Source organism: Nocardioides bruguierae (assembly GCF_023656415.1).
GTDB classification, from domain to species: Bacteria; Actinomycetota; Actinomycetes; order Propionibacteriales; family Nocardioidaceae; genus Nocardioides; species Nocardioides bruguierae.
Window position 1 is genome coordinate 153,922 of sequence record NZ_JAMOIL010000009.1, and the last position, 20,132, is coordinate 174,053.

Below are 20,132 nucleotides of genomic sequence, written 5' to 3' on the forward strand. Positions count from 1 at the left end.
ACCGTCCCGCGGCGGCCTGCGGGCCGGTTCGGTCCGGCCGGGGGGTTGTCAGAGGCCCGCGGACGACGCTCAGGCGTCCCAGCCCGGGCCGCGGCGCTCCAGGAAGGCGGAGAGCGGGCCGGGCAGCTCCGCGGCGCGCTCGCCCCAGTCGTAGACCTCGGCGGTGCGGGCCGCGAGGTCGTGCAGGGTGCGGTGCTGGCGCTGCACCAGGCCGAGCAGCAGGCCGATCCCCAGCCCCAGGGTGCTGACCGGCAGCACCAGGGTGCGCACCAGGGCGCCGCGGACGGTGAGCACGCCGCCGTCCGCCGCCACCACGCGCAGGCCCACGAGCGCCTTGCCCGGGGTGCGCCCCGCGACCGCGAGGCTGGTGAACAGGTAGACCGCGCCCCACAGCAGCAGGGCCGTCACCGCCACCGGGGAGCGGGTCTGGGCGTCGCCGAGGGTGTCCCCGAGCGAGATCCCGAGGAAGACCTGGGTGAGGAACCCGATGCCCGCCACGCCGAGGGTGTAGGACGTGGTCACGGCGGCCACGTCGAGCCCGGCGGCCAGCAGCCGGCTCAGCGGCCCGGCGTAGTGGCCGGTCACCGAGCGCCGGCGACCGGGTCGCTGCGCCTCGTCCACCCCGTCCTCCCCGTCGAGCAGGAGGGGCGGGCCCGCAGGGGCCGACCCGGGCTCGCGCCGCAGCGCACCGTCGACGACCCGGTCCACGATCACGTCGAGGGCCACCACCTGGCGCCGCGCGAGGTCGATCGCGGAGCCGGCGAGGTGCTGGGTGCTGTCGGCGATGAGGTCGGGGACGCCGGAGCGGCGCACCGCGGCCTCGAGGTCGACGCGCTCGAGCACCGCGTTGAGGTCCACCCGCTCCAGCAGCAGGTTCGGGTCCACGCGGGCGAGGATCGCCGCGACGTCCACGCGGGCCACCAGGGCGTCGACGTCGACCCGGGCCAGCACGTCGTCGAGGTCGACGTCGGCCAGCACCGCGTCCAGGTCGACGCTGCGCACCAGGGCCGTGGCATCCACGCGCTTGAGCAGCCGGTCGGGGTCGACGCGGTCGAGCAGGGCGTCGGGCTCGACCCGGTCCAGCAGCCGGTTCGGGTCCACCCGGTCGAGCAGCCGGTTCGGGTCGACGCGGTCCAGGAGGAGGTCCGGGTCGACGCGGTCCAGCAGCGCGTTCACGTCCACCCGGTCGAGCAGGGCGTCGACGTCGACCCGGTCGAGCAGCAGGTCGGGGTCGATCTGCTCCAGCACGAGGTTGGGGTCGACCACGCTGACCACGCGCTCGGTGACGCCGCCGGTCAGCCGGTGCAGGAAGCCGGCCCTACCGGCGTCCTCCGAGCCCGGGGCTGCCATAACCCCGCACGGTAGCGCCTCGGCGGGGGCCGCGGGGGTCACTCGGCGAGCAGCCGCACCGCCTCGGCCACCGCCAGCGTGCGGCGGGCCGACTCGACGTGCAGGTTCTCCACCATCTTGCCCCGGTAGGTCACGACCCCGGAGCCGGCGCCGGCCTCGAACGCGGCGATCAGCCCCTCGGCGTCCTCGACGGCCTCGGGGGAGGGCGCGAACGTCTCGTTGGCGGGCGCCACCTGGCTGGGGTGGATGAGCGTCTTGCCGTCGAAGCCCATCTGCCGACCCTGCGCGCACTCGGCGAGGAACCCGGCCTCGTCCTTCGTGTCGTTGAAGACCCCGTCGAGGACCTGCACCCCGGCCTCGCGGGCGGCGAGCACGCTGAGGGAGAGGGCGGTCGTGAGCGGCGCCCGACCCGGCACGTGCTCGGCGTAGAGCTCCTTGACCAGGTCGTTGGTGCCGAGCACGAGGGCGGAGAGGCGGGGGGACGCGGAGGCGATCGCCCGCACGTCGAAGACCGCCGTGGGGGTCTCGATCATCGCCCACAGGCGCGTGCGCTCGGGGGCCCCGGCGCGCTCCAGGGCGTCCACCAGGGCGAGCACCTCGGCGGCGCTGCTGACCTTGGGCACCACCACGGCATCCGGGCCCGCGGCGGCGGCCGCCGCGAGGTCGGCCTCGTGCCAGGCCGTGCCGAGGCCGTTGACCCGGATGGTCACGGTGCGTCGCCCGTACTCGCCCGAGGCGGCCGCGGCGCAGACGGCCGCGCGGGCGTCCTCCTTGGCGTCGGGGGCGACGGCGTCCTCGAGGTCGAGGATGAGCCCGTCGCAGGCGAGGGTCTTCGCCTTCTCCAGCGCCCGGGCGTTGGAGCCGGGCATGTAGAGGACGCTGCGCAGCACGCTGATCTCGGTCATGCTCAGGCCTCCTGGCCGGTCTCGGAGCCGTCGGCGGGGATGGCGTCGTAGAGCGCCTTCAGGTCGGGATCGATCGCGGCCAGCTGCTCGGCCAGCTCGACCATCACCAGGCACTGCTTGAGGGAGGCGTCGTCCTCCATCTTGCCGTCGAGCATCACCGCTCCGGTGCCGTCGCCCATGGCGGCGACGACGCGGCGGGCGTGCGCGACGTCCTCGACGCTGGGGGAGAAGACCCGGTTCGCGATCGCGATCTGCTGGGGGTGCAGGCTCCAGGTGCCGACGCAGCCCAGCAGGAAGGCGTTGCGGAACTGGTCCTCGCAGGCCACGACGTCGGCGATGTCGCCGAACGGGCCGTAGTAGGGGTAGATCCCGTGGGTCGCGCAGGCGTCGACCATGCGGGCGATCGTGTAGTGCCAGAGATCCTGCTGGAAGATCGAGCGCTCGCCGGTGACGTTCCCGCCGACCGGGTCCTGCCGCACCAGGTAGCCGGGGTGGCCGCCGCCGACGCGGGTGGTCTTCATCCGGCGGTCCGCGGCCAGGTCGGCCGGGCCGAGGGAGAGGCCCTGCATGCGCGGGGATGCCCCGCAGATCTCCTCCACGTTGGCGACGCCGCGGGCGGTCTCGAGGATGGCGTGCACCAGGATCGGCCGGGTCAGGCCCGCCTTCGCCTCGAGCTGGGCGAGCAGGCGGTCGACGTAGTGGATGTCCTCGGCGCCCTGCACCTTGGGCACCATCACGACGTCCAGCCGGTCGCCGATGGCGGGCACCAGCGTCAGCAGGTCGTCCAGCGCCCACGGGCTGTCGAGCGCGTTGATCCGCGTCCACAGCTGGGTCGGGGAGTCCGGCCCGCCGAGCGTCGGGGTGTCCTGCGCGATCCGCACGAGGCCCTCGCGGGCGGCCAGCTTGTTGTCGGCCTTCACCGCGTCCTCGAGGTTGCCGAGCAGCACGTCGACGGTGCCGACCATCGCGGGCACCTTGGCCGCCATCTTGGCGTTGCTCGGGTCGAAGAAGTGGATGGCCCGGCTCGGGCGGGCGGGCACCTCGGGGGCCGGCGCGGGCGCGCCCACGGCGAGGGGGCGGAAGAAGTCCTTGGCGCTACGGTGCGACATGGTTGCGGAACGTAGCAGCGGTCACACCCGGCCCCTATGACCTACCCGACACGCGCGTGCCTTGCCTCAGGCGCCGCCGGCTGACGCCTACGCCTGCCCACCGCGTCGGCGCCGCCACCAGCGGGGCCGGGACGACGGCGGGGTCGCCGCGCCCTCGCGGACGCGGGCCCGGGCCTCCTCCAGCCGCAGCGCCCGGCGCTGCGCCCACGCCTGCACGGTGGCCTCCACGTCCCGCAGCTGCGTCACCAGCGGCGGCTGGTTGTCCTGCACCGTGTAGCGGGCTCGCAGCACCCGCTCGTTGAACTCCCCGACGACCCGGCGGACCTCGGCCTCGACCGTCAGCCGGTCCAGCTCGCGGTCCAGCAGGGCGTCGTCCTTGCGCAGCTGCAGGCTGGGCGGCAGCACGCCGGTGATCTGCTCGCGCTCGACCAGCTTCTTCACCCACCAGTCGGGGTCGTGCTGCTCGCCGAGGTCCTCGATCGGCTTGCCGGCCCCGGGGAGGTCGTCGAAGTCGCCGCGCGCCATGGCGACGCGCAGCTGCTCGTCGACCCAGGAGGCCTGGTTGGCGATGCGGGCCGCGGCGGGGGACTCCTGGCTGCGCTTGCGCCGCTCCGCCTCGTCCCGGGCGCGCTGGATCTCGCTGTGCGGCTGCTGCTGGCTCATGCGATCACCTCGCCCTCAGCCTACGAGCCGTCACCAGCCCCCGGACAGGAGAGCGCCGAGGTTCACGGTCCACAGCAGCCCGGCCAGCGCCAGCTGGGCGAGCGCCGTGGCCACCACGAGGCCGGTGCCCGTGCGGGGCGCCCGCCTCCGCAGCCACCACCCGAGGCCGGTCAGCGACCCGACGAGCAGCACGTCGGCCACGGCGATCACGACGGCGAGGTACAGCGCCAGCCCGTCGAGGCCCTCGGCGAGGGCGCCGATGACCGCCCACGGCACCAGGCCACCGGCGACCAGGAGGCTGGCGGCCAGGACGCAGCGGAACGGGCCGGTGCTGCGGCGGGGCGCGGGGCCGGTGGCGGCGTCGGCCGGCGGGGCGAGGGACGGGGTCATCACAGCCTCAGCAGGTCGAGGACCTCTCCGCCGCCGATGAGGAGCAGGGCGCCGGCGGGGAAGGCGTGCACGACGAGGGCGACGACGGCGATGACCAGCGCCGTGCGCGGGGCCCGGGTGCGCAGCGCCATCGCCGGCGCGCTGAGCAGGGCGAGGGCCAGCAGGGCCGGGACCCCGACGATCCACGCGGCGATGGACGCGAACGGGTCCAGCGACTCGGTGCCGAAGGTGCCGACGTAGGCCCAGGGCACGGTGCCGAGGTAGGTGAGGGTGCCGACGGCGACCCCGATCCAGGCCAGGCGGGTCGCCCACCCGCTGGCGTCCGGGGACGCGGTGGTGGTGCCGCTCTCCGCGGGCGGCCGGGGGCTGGTCAGGACGTCCGTCTCGTCAGTCTCCACCTGACCAGTGTGACCCGGATCCGCCGCGCGCGCACCGGGGTGCGGCGAAACAGCCGGTGAACCGGCGTGCTCGTGAGGTCGGTCCGCGCTCAGGCGGTCACCTGCGTGGCGAGCACCGACCAGGCCACCAGCACGAGGACGAAGGCCGCGGCGGCCAGCCCCAGGGAGGCCCAGGACGCGCGCGACGGCCCGGCGACGAAGGCGATGCCGGCCAGCGCCCCGCTGCCGAGGAGCGGCATGGCCAGGACGGCGGTGAGGAAGCCGAACTCGGAGGTGCGGTCGCCCCAGAAGATGGTCGTGCCGGCGACCGCGAGCAGCAGGCCCACGGCCCAGCCCGCGGCCAGCTGGGTCAGGGACACGAACCGGAACACACGAGAACGGTACTCCCGTTCACTGACCGGCGGCGGTGTTCTCGACGACCCGGGTCGGGAGCAGCAGCAGCGACGCGGCGGCGAGCAGGGCCGCGACGGCGCACACCGACCAGACCACCAGGTAGCCCGCCAGCGCCGCGTGGCCCAGGTCCGGCCCCTCGAGGGAGCCCGTGGAGGCCAGCGCGATGGCGAACACGGCCGAGGCGATGGCGCCACCGACAGTCTTGGTCGCGTTGGTCATCCCGGTCGCGAAACCGGTGCGCCCCGGCGGCGCAGCGGCGGCCGCCGCCGCGGGCAGGGCCGCGACGAGCGCCCCCGAGCCGAGGCCGGCGACGCCCATGTTCACCAGCACCTGCACGCTGCCGTCGTGCAGCGGCACGAACAGGCCGTAGCCGATCGCGACCAGCACCGCGGCGGCCACCAGGGAGCCGCGCGGGCCGAGCAGCGCGGTGGTCAGCGGCAGGGTCAGCGCCCCGGCGGCCATGCACAGCACGTAGACGCCGATCAGCACCGAGACGAACGCGGCGTCCGCCCCCAGGCCGTAGCCGGCCACGGCCGGGTCGGTGCGGGCGAAGGTCGAGAGCGGGATCTGGGCGCCCAGCACGGACATGCCGAACAGGAACGCCGTCAGCTGCACCGGCCACTGCCCCCGCGAGGCCAGCAGCCGCACGTCCACGATCGGCTCGCGGTGCCCGCGCTCGCGGCGGACGAACGGGACGAGGAGCCCCAGGCCGACCGCCACCAGGAGCCAGGGCCACGGCGAGGCGGGGCCGAGCAGGCGCAGGGCGATCAGGCCGCCCATCACGAGCAGCAGCAGCGTGGTCAGCAGGCCGAGGCCACCGAGGTCGTGCCCGCCGCGGGCCTCGCCCGGCACGTGCTCCACGCCGAACCAGATCGCCACCAGCACGAGGGTCACCACCACCGCGGGCAGCGCCAGCAGGCCGGTCATGCCGATGGCGGTGACCAGCACGCCGGAGGTCAGCGCGCCGATGATGACGGCCACCTCGAGGGCGCCCACCAGCACGGCCGCCGCGCGCCGGGTCAGCACGTCCTGGCGTCCCGTGCCCGCCGTCCGCCGGTGGATGATCGCCACCTCCAGCGGTAGCCAGACCACGTAGAACCCCTGGAGGGCCCAGGCCACCAGGAAGGTGCCGAAGGACGGGGCGAACGCGACCGCCCAGCTGGCGAGCGCCGTGACGGCCGTGGCCAGCACGAGCACCCGCTGGTGGCCCCACACGTCGGCCAGCCGCGCCAGCGGCGGCACGCAGAGCGCCGAGACCAGCAGCTGGGCGGCCTCGAACCAGTTCACGTCCGCGTCGCTGATGGCCAGCCGGTCGGCGATGTCGCTGTAGATCGGCGTGTAGTAGCCCTGGAGGACGCCGGAGGCCAGCTCGACCGCCACGAGGAACCCGACGACGGCCCCCAGCGACTGGGCGGCCCGGGCTCCGGGGCGGGCAGGGGCGGTGGGCGTGCTCACGCGGGCAGCTCCTCGAGGAGGCGGCGGTAGAAGCGCACGCCGTCCAGAAGGTCGGGGACGTGCAGGTGCTCGTCGGGGCCGTGGATGGTGGCGCGCTGCGCCTTCGACATGCGGAACGGGGCGAAGCGGTAGACCCGCGGGCAGATCTCGGCGAGGAACCGGCCGTCGGTGGCGGCCAGGACGACGTAGGGCGTGGTCACCGCGTCGGGGAAGACCTCGGCCACGCCCCGCTCGAGGAGGGCGAACGCCTCGTCCTCCCAGGGGCTGAGGGGGCTGGGCTCGCCGCTCTCGACGACCTCCACGTCGATGCCCTTGCCCACCACCGAGCGCACGTGCGCGACCACGTCGGCGACGCTCTCGCCGGGAGCGATCCGGGCGTTGACGCCGGCGGTGGCCTCGCTGGCGACGACGTTGAGGGCGGGGGAGCCGCTGAGGGTGGTGGTGACCATCGTGGTGCGCACCAGGGCGGCGGGCTCGCCGCCCAGGGCCGCGAGCGCCCGGGCCACGGCGGGACGCGCGCTGCCGGCGCGCGCCATCAGCGCACCGACCGGCTGGCGGGCGTGCGGGGCCAGCCGGCGGAAGGTCTCGACGGTGACGTCGCCCAGGCGCGCCGGCAGCGGGTGCCGCTCCAGGGCCAGCACCGCCTTGGCCAGGCGGGCCGTCGCGCCGCCCCGGCTCGGGGTGGAAGCGTGCCCGCCCCCGCCGCTGGCGACCAGCCGCAGCGAGGTGGTGCCCTTCTCGGCGACCCCGATGACCGCCACCGGCACGTCGACGCCGGGGAACGTGCCACCGGCCACGGCCCCGCCCTCGTCGAGCACCATCCACGGCTCGACCCCGCGTCGGCGCAGCTCCACGACCGCGGCCGCGGCGGCGGTGCCGGAGACCTCCTCGTTGCTGCCGAAGCTGAGCCACACGTCCTGCGCGGGCTCGTGGCCGGCGGCGAGCAGCTCCTCGACGGCCGAGCAGATCGCCGCGACGCTGCCCTTGTCGTCGAGCACGCCGCGGCCGTAGACGGTGCCGTCCTGCGGGCCGCCCAGCAGCTCGGCGCCGAACGGGTCGCGGGTCCAGTGCTCGCCGGGCGGCACCACGTCGAGGTGGGCCATGAGCACCACGGGCCGCGCGGCGGAGCGGCCCCGCCAGTGCAGCAGCAGCGCGCCGTCGTCCAGGCCGATGACCTCGGCGGCGGCGTGCAGGAGCGGGAAGTGCTCGGCGAGCACCGCGTGCAGCCGGGCGAGCACGCCGTCCTCGATCCGGTCGGGCGGCCGACGGCTCACCGTCGGCACGCGGACCAGCGCCCGCAGCGCCGCCAGCGCGGCCGGTTCGTCGGTCTCGTGCACGCCGGGGGTGGAGGGGGCCGCGGAGCTCACCTCGGCAGGCTAGCCCGCAGGAGGCCCCGGTGGGGGCGCTCCCCAGCGGCCGCGGTGCACCACCTCGTCCAGGGGGCGGCGCGGACGACGGCGGGGCGACCCGCTGCCCGTGCCCTCGCGCTCCTGCCGAGGTGCCGGGTGGCCCACGGTCACCGCCCCGACCGGCGTGACGTCGTCGGGGAGGCCGAGCGTGGCGCGCACGGCCGCGTCGGAGTCGACCGGCAGGCCGAAGAAGCAGGCGCCCAGCCCCTCGTCGACGGCGGTCTGGAGGATCAGCAGGGCGGCCATCGCGGCGTCGGTGTGCCAGTACGGCACCAGCCAGGGCGAGCCCTCCACGCCGGTGCCGCCGCGACGGGCGCCGGCCTTGTCGGGCTCGGCGTAGCGGGCGAGGTAGGCCTCGCGGCTGCTGCACGGCACCACCACGACGGGCGCGCGCGACATCCCCTGCAGCCAGGGGTCGGGGTCCGCCAGCCGTGCGGCCCCCGCGGTGGCCAGCCAGAACGCGTGGACGTCGGCGGGGCGGTCGAGCACGACGAAGCCCCAGCCCTGGGTGAACCCGGCGCTGGGGGCGCGCACCGCGTGCCGGAGCATCCGCTCCACGGCCCCGGGGTCGACCGGCTCCTCGGAGTAGTCGCGCACCATGCGGCGGCGACGCACGACCTCGCGGAACTCCACGGCCCCAGTCTGGCCCGTCGTCGGAGGAGTGTCGCCAAGGGGGCGACCAGGAGCGGGGAGGGGGTCTACCGTGGACGGCCTACCCCTCTCGGATCGCACCACCCGGCGCCGCCGCCGCCCCGTCCTCCCCCTGACGACGAACGCGAGGAACCCCGTGTCTCTCACCGATCCGCCCGCTCGGGCCGCCGACACCGACCTGCACGCCACCGTGGACGACTACGTGGGCTCCCACCCCGCCCGGCTCCAGATCGAGCTCCAGGAGCTGCGGCGCGCCGTGCACGCCGCCGTCCCGATCGCCGGGGAGCGGATGCGCCGCGGCCTGCCCACGTTCACCATGGACGGCACCGACTTCCTCTCCGTCGAGGTCCGCACCGACCACCTGCGCCTCGCGCCGCTGCCGCGCCGAGCCACCGCGGAGCTCGCCGAGGACATGGCGCCCTACGTCAAGGACGGCGGCCTCGAGGTGCCGCTGGTGCGCACGCCGTACGCGCTCGTCGGCCGCGTCGCGGCCACGCTCTCCTCCGAGGCTGGCGCGACGCCGCTGCACTGAGACCGGCAGGAGGCCGACCGGAGGGGCCGGCGAAGGCGGCCGCTTCAGAGGGGACGCTTGAAGCCGGCGTGGCTGCGCGTGTACCCGAGCCGCTCGTAGAAGCGGTGGGCGTCGGTGCGGGTGACGTCGCTGGTCAGCTGCACCAGCGTGGCGCCGTGCGCGCGGCCCCAGGCGTGCGCCCATTCCATCAGCGCCGTGCCCAGGCCGGTGCCGCGGGCCTGGGACCCGACCTGCACCGCCTCGACCTGGAGCCGCGTCGCGCCGCCCCGCGAGAGGTGCGGCAGCAGCATCAGCTGAGCCGTGGCGACGGGCCGGTCGTCGTCCCCGACCACCACCGCCAGCAGGTGCCGCGGGTCGGCGTCGACCTCCTCGAACGCCCGCAGGTAGGCCTCGTCCGGCGCCTGCTCGCGGGTCGCGCTGACGGGGTCGGCGCGCAGCAGGGCGACCACGGCGGGCACGTCGTCGCGGCGCGCGCGGCGCACGCGGAAGGTGCGGTCGCCGGCGACCAGGGTGTCGGGTGTCTCTGCCACGGCCCGACCCTGCCACGGGCACGACTCCTGCCACGACCAGCCCCAGCGGCGGGTCAGTAGCCGGCGGGCCTCTCCGGGGTGCGGAGCCAGGCGGTGAAGAACCGGTGCAGCCGGCGGCCGGAGACGCGCTCGGCGAGGCGCTCGAAGTCCGCCGTGGTCGCGGTGCCGTGCCGGTGCTCGCGGCCCCAGGCGCGCACCACCCGCCAGAAGTCGCGGTGCCCGATGCGCTCGCGCAGCGCCTGGAGGGTCATCGCGCCCCGCAGGTACACGGCCTCGCCGAACAGGTCGGTCGGGTCCGTGAACGTGGTCGGCGCCGGCGACCAGAACGAGGAGGCCGCCGACCGGGCGTAGAGCCGGTCGAGCTGCCGGGCCGGGCCGGCGCCGTGGTGGGCGCCCTCCCAGACCCACTCCGCGTAGGTGGCGAAACCCTCGGCCAGCCACAGGTCGTGCCAGTCCTCGATGCCCACGGAGTTGCCGAACCACTGGTGGGCCAGCTCGTGGACCACGGTCGTGGTGGGGGTCCACCCGGTGGGGTAGAAGGGCCGCGTCTGGGTCTCCAGCGCGTACCCGACGGAGGCGTCGTCCACGACGTGCCCGGTGCTGGCGAAGGGGTAGCGGCCGAAGCGGCGCTCGAGGAACCGCAGCGCCTCGGGCAGGACGCGGCGGGCGGCCCGCGCGTTCGGGCCGGCCGCGTCCTCGACGAACCAGGCGGGCACCGTGCGGCCGCCGGTGAGGTGCACCTCGCGGGCGCGGGTGTCGAACTTGCCCACGGCCAGCAGCACCAGGTGCGGGGCGACCGGCCGGGTGTCGCGCCAGCGCCACGTCTCGGTGGGCTCGCTCCAGGTCAGGCCGGTGCTGCCGGCGTCCCCGGCCTCGCCGGTGGTGTGAGAGACCAGCGCGCCGCCGGCCACGGCCGTCCAGCCGGTGGGCACGGTGACCTGCACGTCGACGCGGGCCTTGTCCGCCGGGGTGTTGTTCACCGGCAGCCAGGTGCGGGTGCCCAGCGGCTCGCCCAGGGCGGTGAACCCGTCGGAGGTGCGCACCCAGCCCTCGGTGCTGCCGTCGGGGTCCTGGAGGGAGGTGGGGCGCCCCACGTAGTCGACGCGCAGGCGGAAGCGGCCCTGCACGGGAGTGGCGGGCGTCAGCGTCAGCACGTGGCCGGCCTGCTCGGTCGCGACCGCCACCCCGTCGACCCGCGCCTCGGTGACCTCGGGTCCCGTGTAGTCGAGGTGCACCTCGGTGAGCGCGCGGGTGGCCACGGCCACCGCCCGCACGCTCGCGTGCGTGAGGTGGGTCGCCGGGTCGTGGTCGAGCAGCACCCGGTAGGCGCGCACGTCGAGGTCGGAGGTGCCGGACCCGGGGAAGAGGGTGTCGCTCGGGGGCGTCCGGTCGGGCTGGTCGCCGCGGCCGGCGCCTGCGCCGACTCCTGCACCGACTCCCGCACCGACTCCCGCACCGACTCCCGCACCGGCCCCCGTGAGGAGGAGGGAGGCCGCGGTCGCGGGGGCGAGCAGGCCGGCGAGCACGCGCCTGGCGCGGTGGGGGCGGGGGCGAGGCACGTGCTGACGATAGGGGCTCCGGGACGCGGCGCGGCAGCGGAGCACGGAGGTTGCGGACCGCGGCGTCGGCCCGGCGGGTTGGAGCGCTGGGGCCGGTCGGCAACAATGGGTCGGCCCGCTCGTCGTCGTCGCAGCCAGGAGTGCCCGTGGCCCGCTTCAAGCCCTCGGAGGACCACCCCGTCCTCGTCGGTCTCGTCGCCCTCGTGGGCGTCGCGGTCGCGATCGGCCTGGTGCTCGGGGTCGTGGCCCTGGCCGGGTCCCGCGTCGCCGGTCTCGGTGAGACCAGCACCGCCGACAGCACCGCGGACGTGAGCGCCGGGGAGACCCTGTACGCGCCGCGTCCGACCCGCACCTCCGCCACCAGCGAGCCCTCGGAGGAGACCAGTACGGCCTCCTCCGGCGGCGGCAGCCAGGGCGACGGCGGGTCCGCGAAGAAGAACAACAAGAAGAAGCAGAAGCAGAAGCGGATCTCGCTCAGCGCCTCGCCGCAGCAGGTCTCCTCCATGGAGCGGATCGACCTGACCGGCACCTACAAGGGCGGCGAGGGCTCCGTGCTCCAGGTCCAGCGTCTCCAGGACGGCTCGTGGACCGACTTCCCGGTCACCGCCGTGGTCTCGGGCGGCACCTTCAGCACCTACGTGCAGACCGGTTACGCCGGTGAGGTGAAGTTCCGGGTGCTCGACTCCGACTCCGACCGCACGTCCAACACGGTCACCGTCACCGTCGGCTGACTGCGCCCGCCTGATATCCGCTCGCCGCACCCGCTCCGCCCTGCCAGGATCGGCGGGTGACCTGGGTCGAGCGGCTGCGCAGCCTGCGCCTCGACACGACCCCGTGGCGCACGTCGCGGGACTTCCGGCTCCTCCTGGTCGCCGGCACCGTCTTCTACCTGGGCGGGATGGTCACCTACGTCGCCATCCCCTTCCAGGTCTACCGGCTCACCGGCTCCAACCTCGCCGTTGGCGCGATCGGGCTCGTCGAGCTGGTGCCGCTGGTCGTGTTCGGCCTGTACGGCGGCGCCCTCGCCGACCACGTCGACCGTCGTCGGCTGCTGGTCGTCACCGGCCTCGTCCAGGCCCTGGCGAGCACCGCCCTCGCCGTCCACGCGTTCGGCCTGCTGGGGCCGCCGCGGCTCTGGCCGCTCTTCGTGGTCGCCGCCGTCCTGGCCTCCGCCTCGTCGCTGCAGCGGCCCTCCCGCGAGGCGCTGATGCCGCGCACGGTCACCCACGACCAGCTGACCGCGGCCCAGGCGCTGGTCAGCCTCGGCATGCAGCTCGGCGTCCTGCTGGGGCCGGCGCTCGGCGGCCTGCTCATCGCCTACGTCGGCCTGGGCTGGTGATTCGTGGTGGACGTGGCGGGGCTGGTGGTCGCCACGGCGCTGTACGCGGGCATGCGCCGCTACCCGCACCGGGAGGAGACGACGCCGCCGAGCCTGGCCGGCATCCGGGACGGGCTCACGTACGCCCTGCGTCGCCGCGACCTGCTGGGCACCTACCTGGTGGACGTGGCCGCGATGCTGCTGGCGATGCCGGTGGTGCTGTTCCCGGCCCTGGTGGAGGAGGTCTTCTCCCGCCCGGAGCTGCTGGGCCTGCTGTACTCGGCCGAGACCGTGGGTGCGCTGGTGGCCACCGCGCTCTCGGGCTGGACGAGCCGCGTCCACCACCACGGCCGCGCGATCACGCTGGCCGCCATGGCCTACGGCGCGTGCATCGCCCTCGCCGGGCTGATGCCCTCGTTCTGGCTGGTGGCGGCGTTCCTCGCGCTCTCGGGCGCGGCCGACATGGTCTCCGGCGTCTTCCGGGGCACGGTGTGGAACCAGACGATCCCCGAGTCCATGCGGGGCCGCCTGGCCGGGATCGAGATGCTCAGCTACTCCGTCGGCCCGCTGGGTGGGCAGGTGCGCGCCGGGCTGGTGGCCGACCTGTGGTCGGTGCGCGGGTCCATCGCGTCGGGGGGCGTGGCCTGCGTGGCCGGCGTCGCGCTCACCGCCGCCTGGCTGCGCGACTTCTGGAGCTACGACGCCCGCACCGACCCGTTCGCGCTCGCCGAGCGCGAGACCAGGCGCGCGGCGGGCGAGGACCTGGGGGAGGACATGGCCGGGTAGTCCTCCGGACGCGGCGACGCCCGCCCCGCGGTGGCGGGGCGGGCGTCGGGCTGGAGCGTCGGGCCGGGGCGTCGGGCCGGAGTGGACCGGACGGCGACCGGGGCTCACTTCGGGATGTAGTTGAACCCGTCGGGGTTGGGGCCGGTGCGGCCGTCCTCGCCCTTGTCGAGGCCGGAGATGGCGGTCATCTCGTCCTCGGAGAGCTCGAAGTCGAAGATCTCGAAGTTCTCGACCATGCGCTCGCGGTGGGTCGACTTCGGGAAGACCACGTCGCCGCGCTGGACGTGCCAGCGCAGGGTCACCTGCGAGGCGGACTTGCCGTGGGCGGCGGCGACCTTGCCGATGGTGTCGTCGTCGAGCACGGCGCCCTGGGCGATCGGCGACCACGCCTCCACGATCGCGCCGGCCTGGTGCGTGGCGGCGCGGGCGGCCTCGTTGCCGAAGAACGGGTGGACCTCGATCTGGTTCACCGCGGGCACGGTGCCGGTCTCGGCGATGATCCGCTGGAGATGGTCGGGCTGGAAGTTGGAGACACCGACCCCGCGGGCGCCGTTGCCGACCAGCTCGGTCATGGCCTTCCAGGTCTCGACGTAGTCGACGTCGATGCCGGGCAGCGGCCAGTGGATGAGGAACAGGTCGACGTGGGTGCCGAGCTTGCCCACGGTGTCGTCGAAGGCGCGCTTGACGTCGTCGGGGGAGTGGAAGCCGTTGTTGAGCTTGGAGGTGATCCACAGCTCGTCGCGCGGGATGCCGGAGGAGGCGATCGCGACGCCGGTCTCCTGCTCGTTGCCGTACATCTGCGCGGTGTCGACGTGGCGGTAGCCGACCTCCAGCGCCGTGCTGACCGAGTCGGCCGTCTGGGCCGGCGGGATCTGGTAGACGCCGAAGCCGAGCTGCGGGATGGCGGTCTCGTTGTTCAGGAGGATGCTGGGAACGGACATGTCCTCCAGAGGACCACCAGGGTCCGGTCCGTTCATCACCCTCGCGGACGGGGTGCTCTACACCCGCCCGACGGGGTGAGGGAGCAGGGCGTCCAGGTCGCTGCCGAGGCAGACCTCCGCCAGCAGGTCGGCGTGGGCCAGGGCGGTGTCGACCAGCGGCAGGTCGGTGTCGTCGGGCCCGACGAGCAGCCCGATCTCGGTGCAGGCCAGGGCGACGGCCCCGGCGCCGCGCTCGGCCAGGTCCGCGATGATCCGCAGGTACCGCGCGCGGCTGTCCTCGCGCAGCACGCCCCGGGTCAGCTCCTCGAAGACCACCCGGTCGACCTCGACACGGTCCTCGGGGCCCGGGGTCACCACGTCGATCCCGTGCCGGGCGAGCCGCTGCGCGTAGAAGTCCTCCTCCATCACCGGCCGGGTGCCCAGCAGCCCGACGGTGGTGACGCCGAGGACGCGCGCCCGCACGGCCACGGCGTCGGCGATGTGCACGAGCGGCACCTCGACGGCCGCCTCCACGGCGGGGGCGTTCTTGTGCATGAGGTTGGTGCAGATCGCCACCGCCTCGGCGCCGCCGGCGACGCACCGCTGCGCGGCCCGGGCCAGCAGCCGACCGGAGGCCTCGTAGTCCTGCGCGACCTGGCACGCCCGGACCTCGTCGAAGTCCAGCGACTGGAGGGCGATCGGGGCGGAGGCGTGCCCGCCGCGCCGCTGCGCGACGACCTCGTTGATCCGCCGGTAGTAGGTCACGGTGGAGTGCCAGGACATGCCGCCGACCAGGCCGAGGGTCGTCATCGGGGCCCGGCTGCCGGGCTGCGCGGTGCTCATGGCTCCATGCTCGTCACGCCGCGCCACCCAAGGAAGACCTGTTCTTCTTGGCCGATCCATCACGTGTGCTTATGGGAGGCTGAGCGCGTGGCCCTCGACGTGCGACGACTCCTCATCCTCCGTGCGGTGCTGCGCGCCGGCTCCATCACCGCCGCCGCCCGCGACCTCGGGTGGACCCAGCCGGCCGTGAGCCAGCACCTGCGGGCGCTCGAGCGGGACGCCGGCGTCCCGCTGCTCCTGCGGACCTCGACCGGGGTCACGGCCACCGAGGCGGGCGCGGCGCTCCTGGGGCGGGCCGACGCCGTGGCCGCCGAGCTGCACGCCGCGGAGGAGGAGCTGGCCGCGCTGGCCGGGCTGCGGGCGGGCCGGGTGCGGCTCCAGGCCTTCCCGAGCGGGGCGGCGACCCTCGTGCCGGCGGCGATCGAGGCGCTGGCGCGCGCCCACCGGGGCGTGACCGTGGGGCTGGAGGAGGCCGAGCCCGAGACGTCCGTGCCGGCCGTGCTCGCCGGTGACGCCGACCTCGCGCTCGCCTTCGCGCACGACGGACCGCCCGCCGACCTCGGCCCCCTGGTGTGGCGGCCGCTCCTGGTGGAGCCGGTGCTGCTCGTGACCGGGCCCGGCCGCCCCGCCCCGTCCACCCTCGCGGCCCTGGCCGACGAGCCCTGGGTGGGTGGCTGCGTCCGGTGCCGCACGCACCTGCTGGCGGCGTGCCGGGCGGCCGGGTTCGAGCCTGCGCTGCGGCACACCACCGACGACTACGTCGTGGTGCAGAACCTCGTGGCGCGCGGGCTGGGCGTCACCGCGCTGCCCGCCTCGGCCCTGGCCGCCTACCGGCACCCGGACGTCACGGTGCGGCCGCTGGCCGGGCTGGGTGAGCGGCACGTGGGGGTCGTGCACCGGGTCGGCGCCGACGCCGTGCCGGCCACCGCGGCGCTGCTCTCGCGCCTGGAGACGGTCGCGGCCGCGGGCACCTCGGTTCGGCCCGTCGGGGTCGGCGCGGCAGACTAGGAGGATGCACTACACCGCCTACGACACCCGGTTGGCCTCGTACGCCGTCGTCGTCGACGGTGAGGGCGGGGACGTCCGCGTCCTGCTGGCCCTGTGGAACGAGGGCACCCGTCGGCAGTGGACGCTGCCCGGCGGCGGCGTCGAGCTGCACGAGAACGTGGAGCAGGGCGTCGTGCGCGAGGTCCGCGAGGAGACCGGCTACGAGGCCGAGCTGTGCGGCCTCCTGGGCGTGGACAGCTACGTGCTCGACCCGCACCGCCGCCACGTCGACACCGACCGTCCGTTCAAGGCCGTGCGCACCATCTTCAAGGCGCACGTCGTCGGGGGCGAGCTCGCGCCCGAGGTCGACGGCTCCACGGACGAGGCGCGCTGGTTCTCCCTCGACGAGATCGCCGTGCTCGACCGCGTCTCCGTGGTCGACATCGGCCTGCGCATGGCGGGCCTCATCGCCTGACGCGCCGGCGCTGCGTCCGACTCGGGGCCGGACTCGGGGGCCGGGGTCAGCGGGTCGTGGGCACCCAGTAGCGGCGCTTCGGGGTCGGGTCGTCCTCCGGGCCGGGGACGACGTCCTCGAGCACCCCGCCGCAGCCGAGGATGACGGCGGCCGAGCCGAGGTTGCCGTCGTCGCAGGTCACCAGGGCCTGCTCCACCCCGGCCTCCGCGAGCCGCTGGAGCGCGCTGGTCAGCATCAGCGAGGCGTAGCCGCGGCGCCGGAAGCCGGGTCGCACGCCGTAGCCGACGTGGCCGCCCCACCGGGTCAGCCAGTCGTTCAGCTCGTACCGGATCGAGACGCGGCCGGCGATCTCCCCGTCGACCACGAGGACCAGGAACTCGGCCGGCACGCGGCCTGCGGGCGGGTCGGTGCGCAGGGTGGGCAGCCGCTCCACGAAGTCGGCCCACGGCTCGTCCTCGCCGATCTCGAGGAGGAAGGTGAAGTCGTCCGCCGAGAGCTCGGAGTGGGCGGCGCGCACGGCCGCCTCGTCGTCGACGGTGAGGCTGCGCAGGACGGGCTCGGTGCTCATGGGGACACGGTCGCTGCTCCTGGGCGCCGCGGCCAACTCCTTTCGGGTCACCGGGAATGGATCGACGCGCGGCAGCATTGCACCCAGTGAGAAAAGTTGAGTCGATGCCACTCAAGAGACTTGTACGAGAGTCGGCAGCGACGCATAGTGGTTCTCGACGAGCCCGGCTGAGCGATCAGCGGGGCCCCCTGAGCCCGCCGCCGTCCGCCCCCGAGCGAGGCGGAGCGGACGCGGCCCACAGACAGGCAGCAGCAAACCCGAGCAGCCCGACCCCGACCGGGGAGGGCGCTCCACACCAGGAGGTACTCACCATGGCCCGTGCGGTCGGTATCGACCTCGGCACCACGAACTCCGTCGTGTCGGTCCTCGAGGGTGGCGAGCCCACCGTCATCGCGAACGCCGAGGGCGCTCGCACGACCCCCTCGGTCGTCGCGTTCTCCAAGTCCGGCGAGGTCCTCGTCGGCGAGGTGGCCAAGCGTCAGGCCGTCACCAACGTCGACCGGACCATCCGGTCCGTCAAGCGCCACATGGGCACGGACTGGAAGACCGCGATCGACGACAAGTCGTTCACGCCCCAGCAGATCAGCGCCTTCATCCTGCAGAAGCTCAAGCGCGACGCCGAGGCCTACCTCGGTGAGGACGTCACCGACGCGGTCATCACCGTGCCGGCGTACTTCTCCGACGCGCAGCGCCAGGCGACGAAGGAGGCCGGCGAGATCGCGGGCCTGAACGTCTCCCGCATCGTCAACGAGCCCACCGCCGCGGCCCTGGCCTACGGCCTGGACAAGGGCGAGGACCAGACGATCCTGGTCTTCGACCTCGGTGGCGGCACGTTCGACGTGTCCCTCCTCGAGGTCGGCGAGGGCGTCGTCGAGGTGAAGGCCACCTCCGGTGACAACCACCTCGGTGGCGACGACTGGGACAACCGCGTCGTCGACTGGATGGTCAAGAAGTTCAAGGACGCCAACGGTGTCGACCTGTCCAAGGACAAGATCGCCCAGCAGCGCCTCCAGGAGTCGGCGGAGAAGGCGAAGATCGAGCTCTCCAGCTCGTCCGAGACCACCATCCACCTGCCCTACATCACCCACGGCGAGTCCGGCCCCCTCCACTTCGAGGAGCGCCTGACCCGCGGCGAGTTCCAGCGCCTCACCGAGGACCTGCTCGAGCGGACCAAGAAGCCGTTCCAGGCCGTCCTCAAGGACGCCGGCGTCAACGTCTCCGCCATCGACCACGTGGTCATGGTCGGCGGCTCGACCCGCATGCCCGCCGTCTTTGACCTGGTCAAGAGCCTGCTCGGCGGCAAGGAGCCCAACAAGGGCGTCAACCCCGACGAGGTCGTCGCCGACGGCGCCGCGCTCCAGGCCGGCGTGCTCAAGGGCGAGGTCAAGGACGTGCTCCTGCTCGACGTGACCCCGCTGTCGCTGGGCATCGAGACCAAGGGCGGCGTCATGACCAGCCTCATCGAGCGCAACACCACCATCCCCACCAAGCGGTCGGAGATCTTCACCACCGCGGACGACAACCAGCCGTCGGTGGAGATCAAGGTCGCCCAGGGCGAGCGCCAGATGTGGGCCCAGAACCAGCCGCTCGGCAACTTCGAGCTGACCGGCCTCCCGCCGGCCCCGCGCGGCGTGCCGAAGATCGAGGTCACCTTCGACATCGACGCCAACGGCATCGTCCACGTGATCGCCAAGGACCAGGCCTCCGGCAAGGAGCAGTCCATGACGATCTCCGGCGGCTCCGCGCTCTCCAAGGACGACATCGACCGGATGGTCCGCGAGGCCGAGCAGTACGCCGAGGAGGACGCCAAGCGTCGCGCCGCGGTGGAGACCCGCAACCAGGCCGAGCAGCTCGTCTACTCGACCGAGAAGTTCCTCACCGACAACGGCGAGAAGCTGCCCGAGGACGTCAAGACCGAGGTGCAGACCGACGTCGACGCCCTCAAGGCGACCCTCGAGAAGGAGGACGCCTCGGCCGAGGACATCGAGGCCGGCGTCAGCAAGCTCAACGAGTCCAGCCAGAAGATGGGTGCGGCCATGTACGCCGCGGCCGAGGCCGACGCGGAGGCCGCCGGCGGCACCACCGGTGCCACGGGCGAGGCCGACGACGACATCGTCGACGCCGAGGTCGTGGACGAGGACTCCACGGACGAGTCCAAGTGACCCAGGCCGACGACGCCGCGGGGCGGGAGCAGGCCGCTCCCGCCCCCGGCGGCACCTTCGGAGAGGAGGCAGCGACGATGACCGAGGAGACCGAGGTCGAGCAGCCGCTGGCCGCTGACGAGACGAACGCCGACACCCCGGCCGCCGAGCCCGTGGTGGAGGAGACCGTCGACCCCGTCGCCGAGGCCGAGGCCCGCGCCGCCGAGCGCACCGCGGACCTCCAGCGCCTGCAGGCCGAGTTCGTCAACTACAAGCGGCGCGTCGAGCGGGACCGCGAGCAGCTGCGCGAGAACGCCACCTACCAGGCGCTCGCGCCCATCGTCGAGGTGCTGGACACCATCGACCGCGCCCGCGACCACGAGCCGCTCGAGGGCGGGTTCAAGGCCGTGGCCGAGCAGCTCGAGCGCACGGTGGCCTCCTCCGGCCTCGTCCGCTTCGGCGAGCCCGGTGACGCCTTCGACCCCAACCTGCACGAGGCGCTCTCCCACGTGGGCACCGACCCCGAGGTCAGCGTCACCACGTGCAAGGTGATCGCCAAGGCCGGCTACCGGATCGGCGACCGCGTCGTCCGCGCCGCCCAGGTGCTCGTGGTCGACCCGGCCGAGGGCTGAGCGACCAGCACCACCCAGCAGGACCCAGCACCACCCGCCCGGCCCCGGAGCGGCGCCCCCGCGGCGCCCCCGGGGCCGGGGACCATGAGCGAGGGCACGACCCGCGTGAGCGAGAGGA

Annotated in this window: 21 protein-coding genes and 1 pseudogene; 7 read left to right on the top strand and 15 right to left on the bottom strand. The window is 74.5% G+C overall.

Annotated features, from left to right (window positions below; translation table 11 throughout):
* Positions 1–69 precede the first annotated feature (69 nt).
* The 10 genes from M8330_RS08585 to M8330_RS08630 all read right to left on the bottom strand — a co-directional run bounded on the left by M8330_RS08585 (position 70) and on the right by M8330_RS08630 (position 8,705).
* Positions 70–1,350 (bottom strand): RDD family protein, encoded by a 1,281-nt coding sequence (locus tag M8330_RS08585; protein WP_250051216.1) that lies wholly within the window; start codon positions 1,348–1,350, stop codon positions 70–72.
* Between the two features lie 38 nt (positions 1,351–1,388).
* On the bottom strand, positions 1,389–2,255 hold the full coding sequence (locus tag M8330_RS08590; protein ID WP_250051214.1) for an HpcH/HpaI aldolase/citrate lyase family protein: 867 nt from the start codon (positions 2,253–2,255) through the stop codon (positions 1,389–1,391).
* A gap of 2 nt (positions 2,256–2,257) precedes the next feature.
* Positions 2,258–3,364 (bottom strand): HpcH/HpaI aldolase/citrate lyase family protein, encoded by a 1,107-nt coding sequence (locus tag M8330_RS08595; protein WP_250827004.1) that lies wholly within the window; start codon positions 3,362–3,364, stop codon positions 2,258–2,260.
* An 87-nt stretch (positions 3,365–3,451) separates the two neighbouring features.
* Positions 3,452–4,027 carry a DnaJ family domain-containing protein gene (locus tag M8330_RS08600; RefSeq protein ID WP_250827005.1) on the bottom strand — a complete coding sequence of 192 codons (576 nt, stop codon included), beginning with the start codon at positions 4,025–4,027 and terminating at the stop codon, positions 3,452–3,454.
* 30 nt (positions 4,028–4,057) lie between these two features.
* On the bottom strand, positions 4,058–4,417 hold the full coding sequence (locus M8330_RS08605; protein WP_250051209.1) for a hypothetical protein: 360 nt from the start codon (positions 4,415–4,417) through the stop codon (positions 4,058–4,060).
* The gene (locus M8330_RS08610; RefSeq protein WP_250827006.1) at positions 4,417–4,815 is read right to left on the bottom strand and encodes a hypothetical protein; all 399 of its coding nucleotides are present in this window, start codon (positions 4,813–4,815) and stop codon (positions 4,417–4,419) included. Before M8330_RS08610 ends, M8330_RS08605 begins: the two co-directional genes overlap by 1 nt.
* 89 nt (positions 4,816–4,904) lie before the next feature.
* Positions 4,905–5,186 (bottom strand): hypothetical protein, encoded by a 282-nt coding sequence (locus M8330_RS08615; RefSeq protein ID WP_250051205.1) that lies wholly within the window; start codon positions 5,184–5,186, stop codon positions 4,905–4,907.
* A 19-nt stretch (positions 5,187–5,205) separates the two neighbouring features.
* Positions 5,206–6,663, bottom strand: a complete 1,458-nt coding sequence (locus M8330_RS08620; protein WP_250827007.1) for an MFS transporter — start codon at positions 6,661–6,663, stop codon at positions 5,206–5,208.
* Positions 6,660–8,030: a M20/M25/M40 family metallo-hydrolase gene (locus M8330_RS08625; protein WP_250827008.1), complete on the bottom strand. Its 1,371-nt coding sequence runs from the start codon at positions 8,028–8,030 to the stop codon at positions 6,660–6,662. The genes M8330_RS08620 and M8330_RS08625 overlap by 4 nt, the downstream gene beginning before the upstream one ends.
* A 9-nt stretch (positions 8,031–8,039) precedes the next feature.
* Positions 8,040–8,705, bottom strand: coding sequence for a nitroreductase family protein (locus M8330_RS08630; protein ID WP_250051199.1), 666 nt, complete (start codon positions 8,703–8,705; stop codon positions 8,040–8,042).
* Between the two features lie 154 nt (positions 8,706–8,859).
* On the opposite strand from M8330_RS08630, the gene M8330_RS08635 reads away from it, so the two are divergent.
* On the top strand, positions 8,860–9,255 hold the full coding sequence (locus M8330_RS08635; RefSeq protein ID WP_250827009.1) for a DUF1801 domain-containing protein: 396 nt from the start codon (positions 8,860–8,862) through the stop codon (positions 9,253–9,255).
* A 44-nt stretch (positions 9,256–9,299) separates the two neighbouring features.
* Here M8330_RS08635 and M8330_RS08640 read toward each other — a convergent pair whose 3' ends face one another.
* Positions 9,300–9,785, bottom strand: coding sequence for a GNAT family N-acetyltransferase (locus M8330_RS08640; protein ID WP_250051195.1), 486 nt, complete (start codon positions 9,783–9,785; stop codon positions 9,300–9,302).
* Positions 9,786–9,838: 53 nt separating this feature from the next.
* Positions 9,839–11,344, bottom strand: coding sequence for a M1 family metallopeptidase (locus M8330_RS22415; protein WP_250827010.1), 1,506 nt, complete (start codon positions 11,342–11,344; stop codon positions 9,839–9,841).
* A 146-nt stretch (positions 11,345–11,490) separates the two neighbouring features.
* Between M8330_RS22415 and M8330_RS08650 the strand changes: the two genes are divergently transcribed.
* Together M8330_RS08650 and M8330_RS08655 are read left to right on the top strand one after the other, a co-directional pair.
* Positions 11,491–12,075, top strand: a complete 585-nt coding sequence (locus M8330_RS08650) for a hypothetical protein (RefSeq protein ID WP_250051191.1) — start codon at positions 11,491–11,493, stop codon at positions 12,073–12,075.
* A 56-nt stretch (positions 12,076–12,131) separates the two neighbouring features.
* Positions 12,132–13,448: pseudogene (locus M8330_RS08655) on the top strand (MFS transporter).
* A 104-nt stretch (positions 13,449–13,552) separates the two neighbouring features.
* Here M8330_RS08655 and M8330_RS08660 read toward each other — a convergent pair.
* Positions 13,553–14,389 (bottom strand): aldo/keto reductase, encoded by an 837-nt coding sequence (locus M8330_RS08660; protein ID WP_250051188.1) that lies wholly within the window; start codon positions 14,387–14,389, stop codon positions 13,553–13,555.
* A 57-nt stretch (positions 14,390–14,446) separates the two neighbouring features.
* Positions 14,447–15,211: an aspartate/glutamate racemase family protein gene (locus tag M8330_RS08665; protein WP_250827011.1), complete on the bottom strand. Its 765-nt coding sequence runs from the start codon at positions 15,209–15,211 to the stop codon at positions 14,447–14,449.
* Positions 15,212–15,298: 87 nt separating this feature from the next.
* Here M8330_RS08665 and M8330_RS08670 point away from each other — a divergent pair, with 87 nt between their 5' ends.
* On the top strand, positions 15,299–16,219 hold the full coding sequence (locus tag M8330_RS08670) for a LysR family transcriptional regulator (RefSeq protein WP_250827012.1): 921 nt from the start codon (positions 15,299–15,301) through the stop codon (positions 16,217–16,219).
* A 4-nt stretch (positions 16,220–16,223) separates the two neighbouring features.
* Positions 16,224–16,673, top strand: coding sequence for an NUDIX hydrolase (locus tag M8330_RS08675; protein ID WP_250051185.1), 450 nt, complete (start codon positions 16,224–16,226; stop codon positions 16,671–16,673).
* A 46-nt stretch (positions 16,674–16,719) separates the two neighbouring features.
* On the opposite strand, the gene M8330_RS08680 is transcribed toward M8330_RS08675, so the two are convergent.
* The gene (locus tag M8330_RS08680) at positions 16,720–17,241 is read right to left on the bottom strand and encodes a GNAT family N-acetyltransferase (protein WP_250051184.1); all 522 of its coding nucleotides are present in this window, start codon (positions 17,239–17,241) and stop codon (positions 16,720–16,722) included.
* 311 nt (positions 17,242–17,552) lie between these two features.
* Here M8330_RS08680 and dnaK point away from each other — a divergent pair, with 311 nt between their 5' ends.
* Both dnaK and grpE read left to right on the top strand, forming a co-directional pair.
* Positions 17,553–19,403: a molecular chaperone DnaK gene (gene dnaK / locus M8330_RS08685; protein ID WP_250827013.1), complete on the top strand. Its 1,851-nt coding sequence runs from the start codon at positions 17,553–17,555 to the stop codon at positions 19,401–19,403.
* Positions 19,400–20,014 carry a nucleotide exchange factor GrpE gene (grpE, locus tag M8330_RS08690; RefSeq protein WP_250827014.1) on the top strand — a complete coding sequence of 205 codons (615 nt, stop codon included), beginning with the start codon at positions 19,400–19,402 and terminating at the stop codon, positions 20,012–20,014. Before dnaK ends, grpE begins: the two co-directional genes overlap by 4 nt.
* The last annotated feature ends 118 nt before the right edge of the window (positions 20,015–20,132 follow it).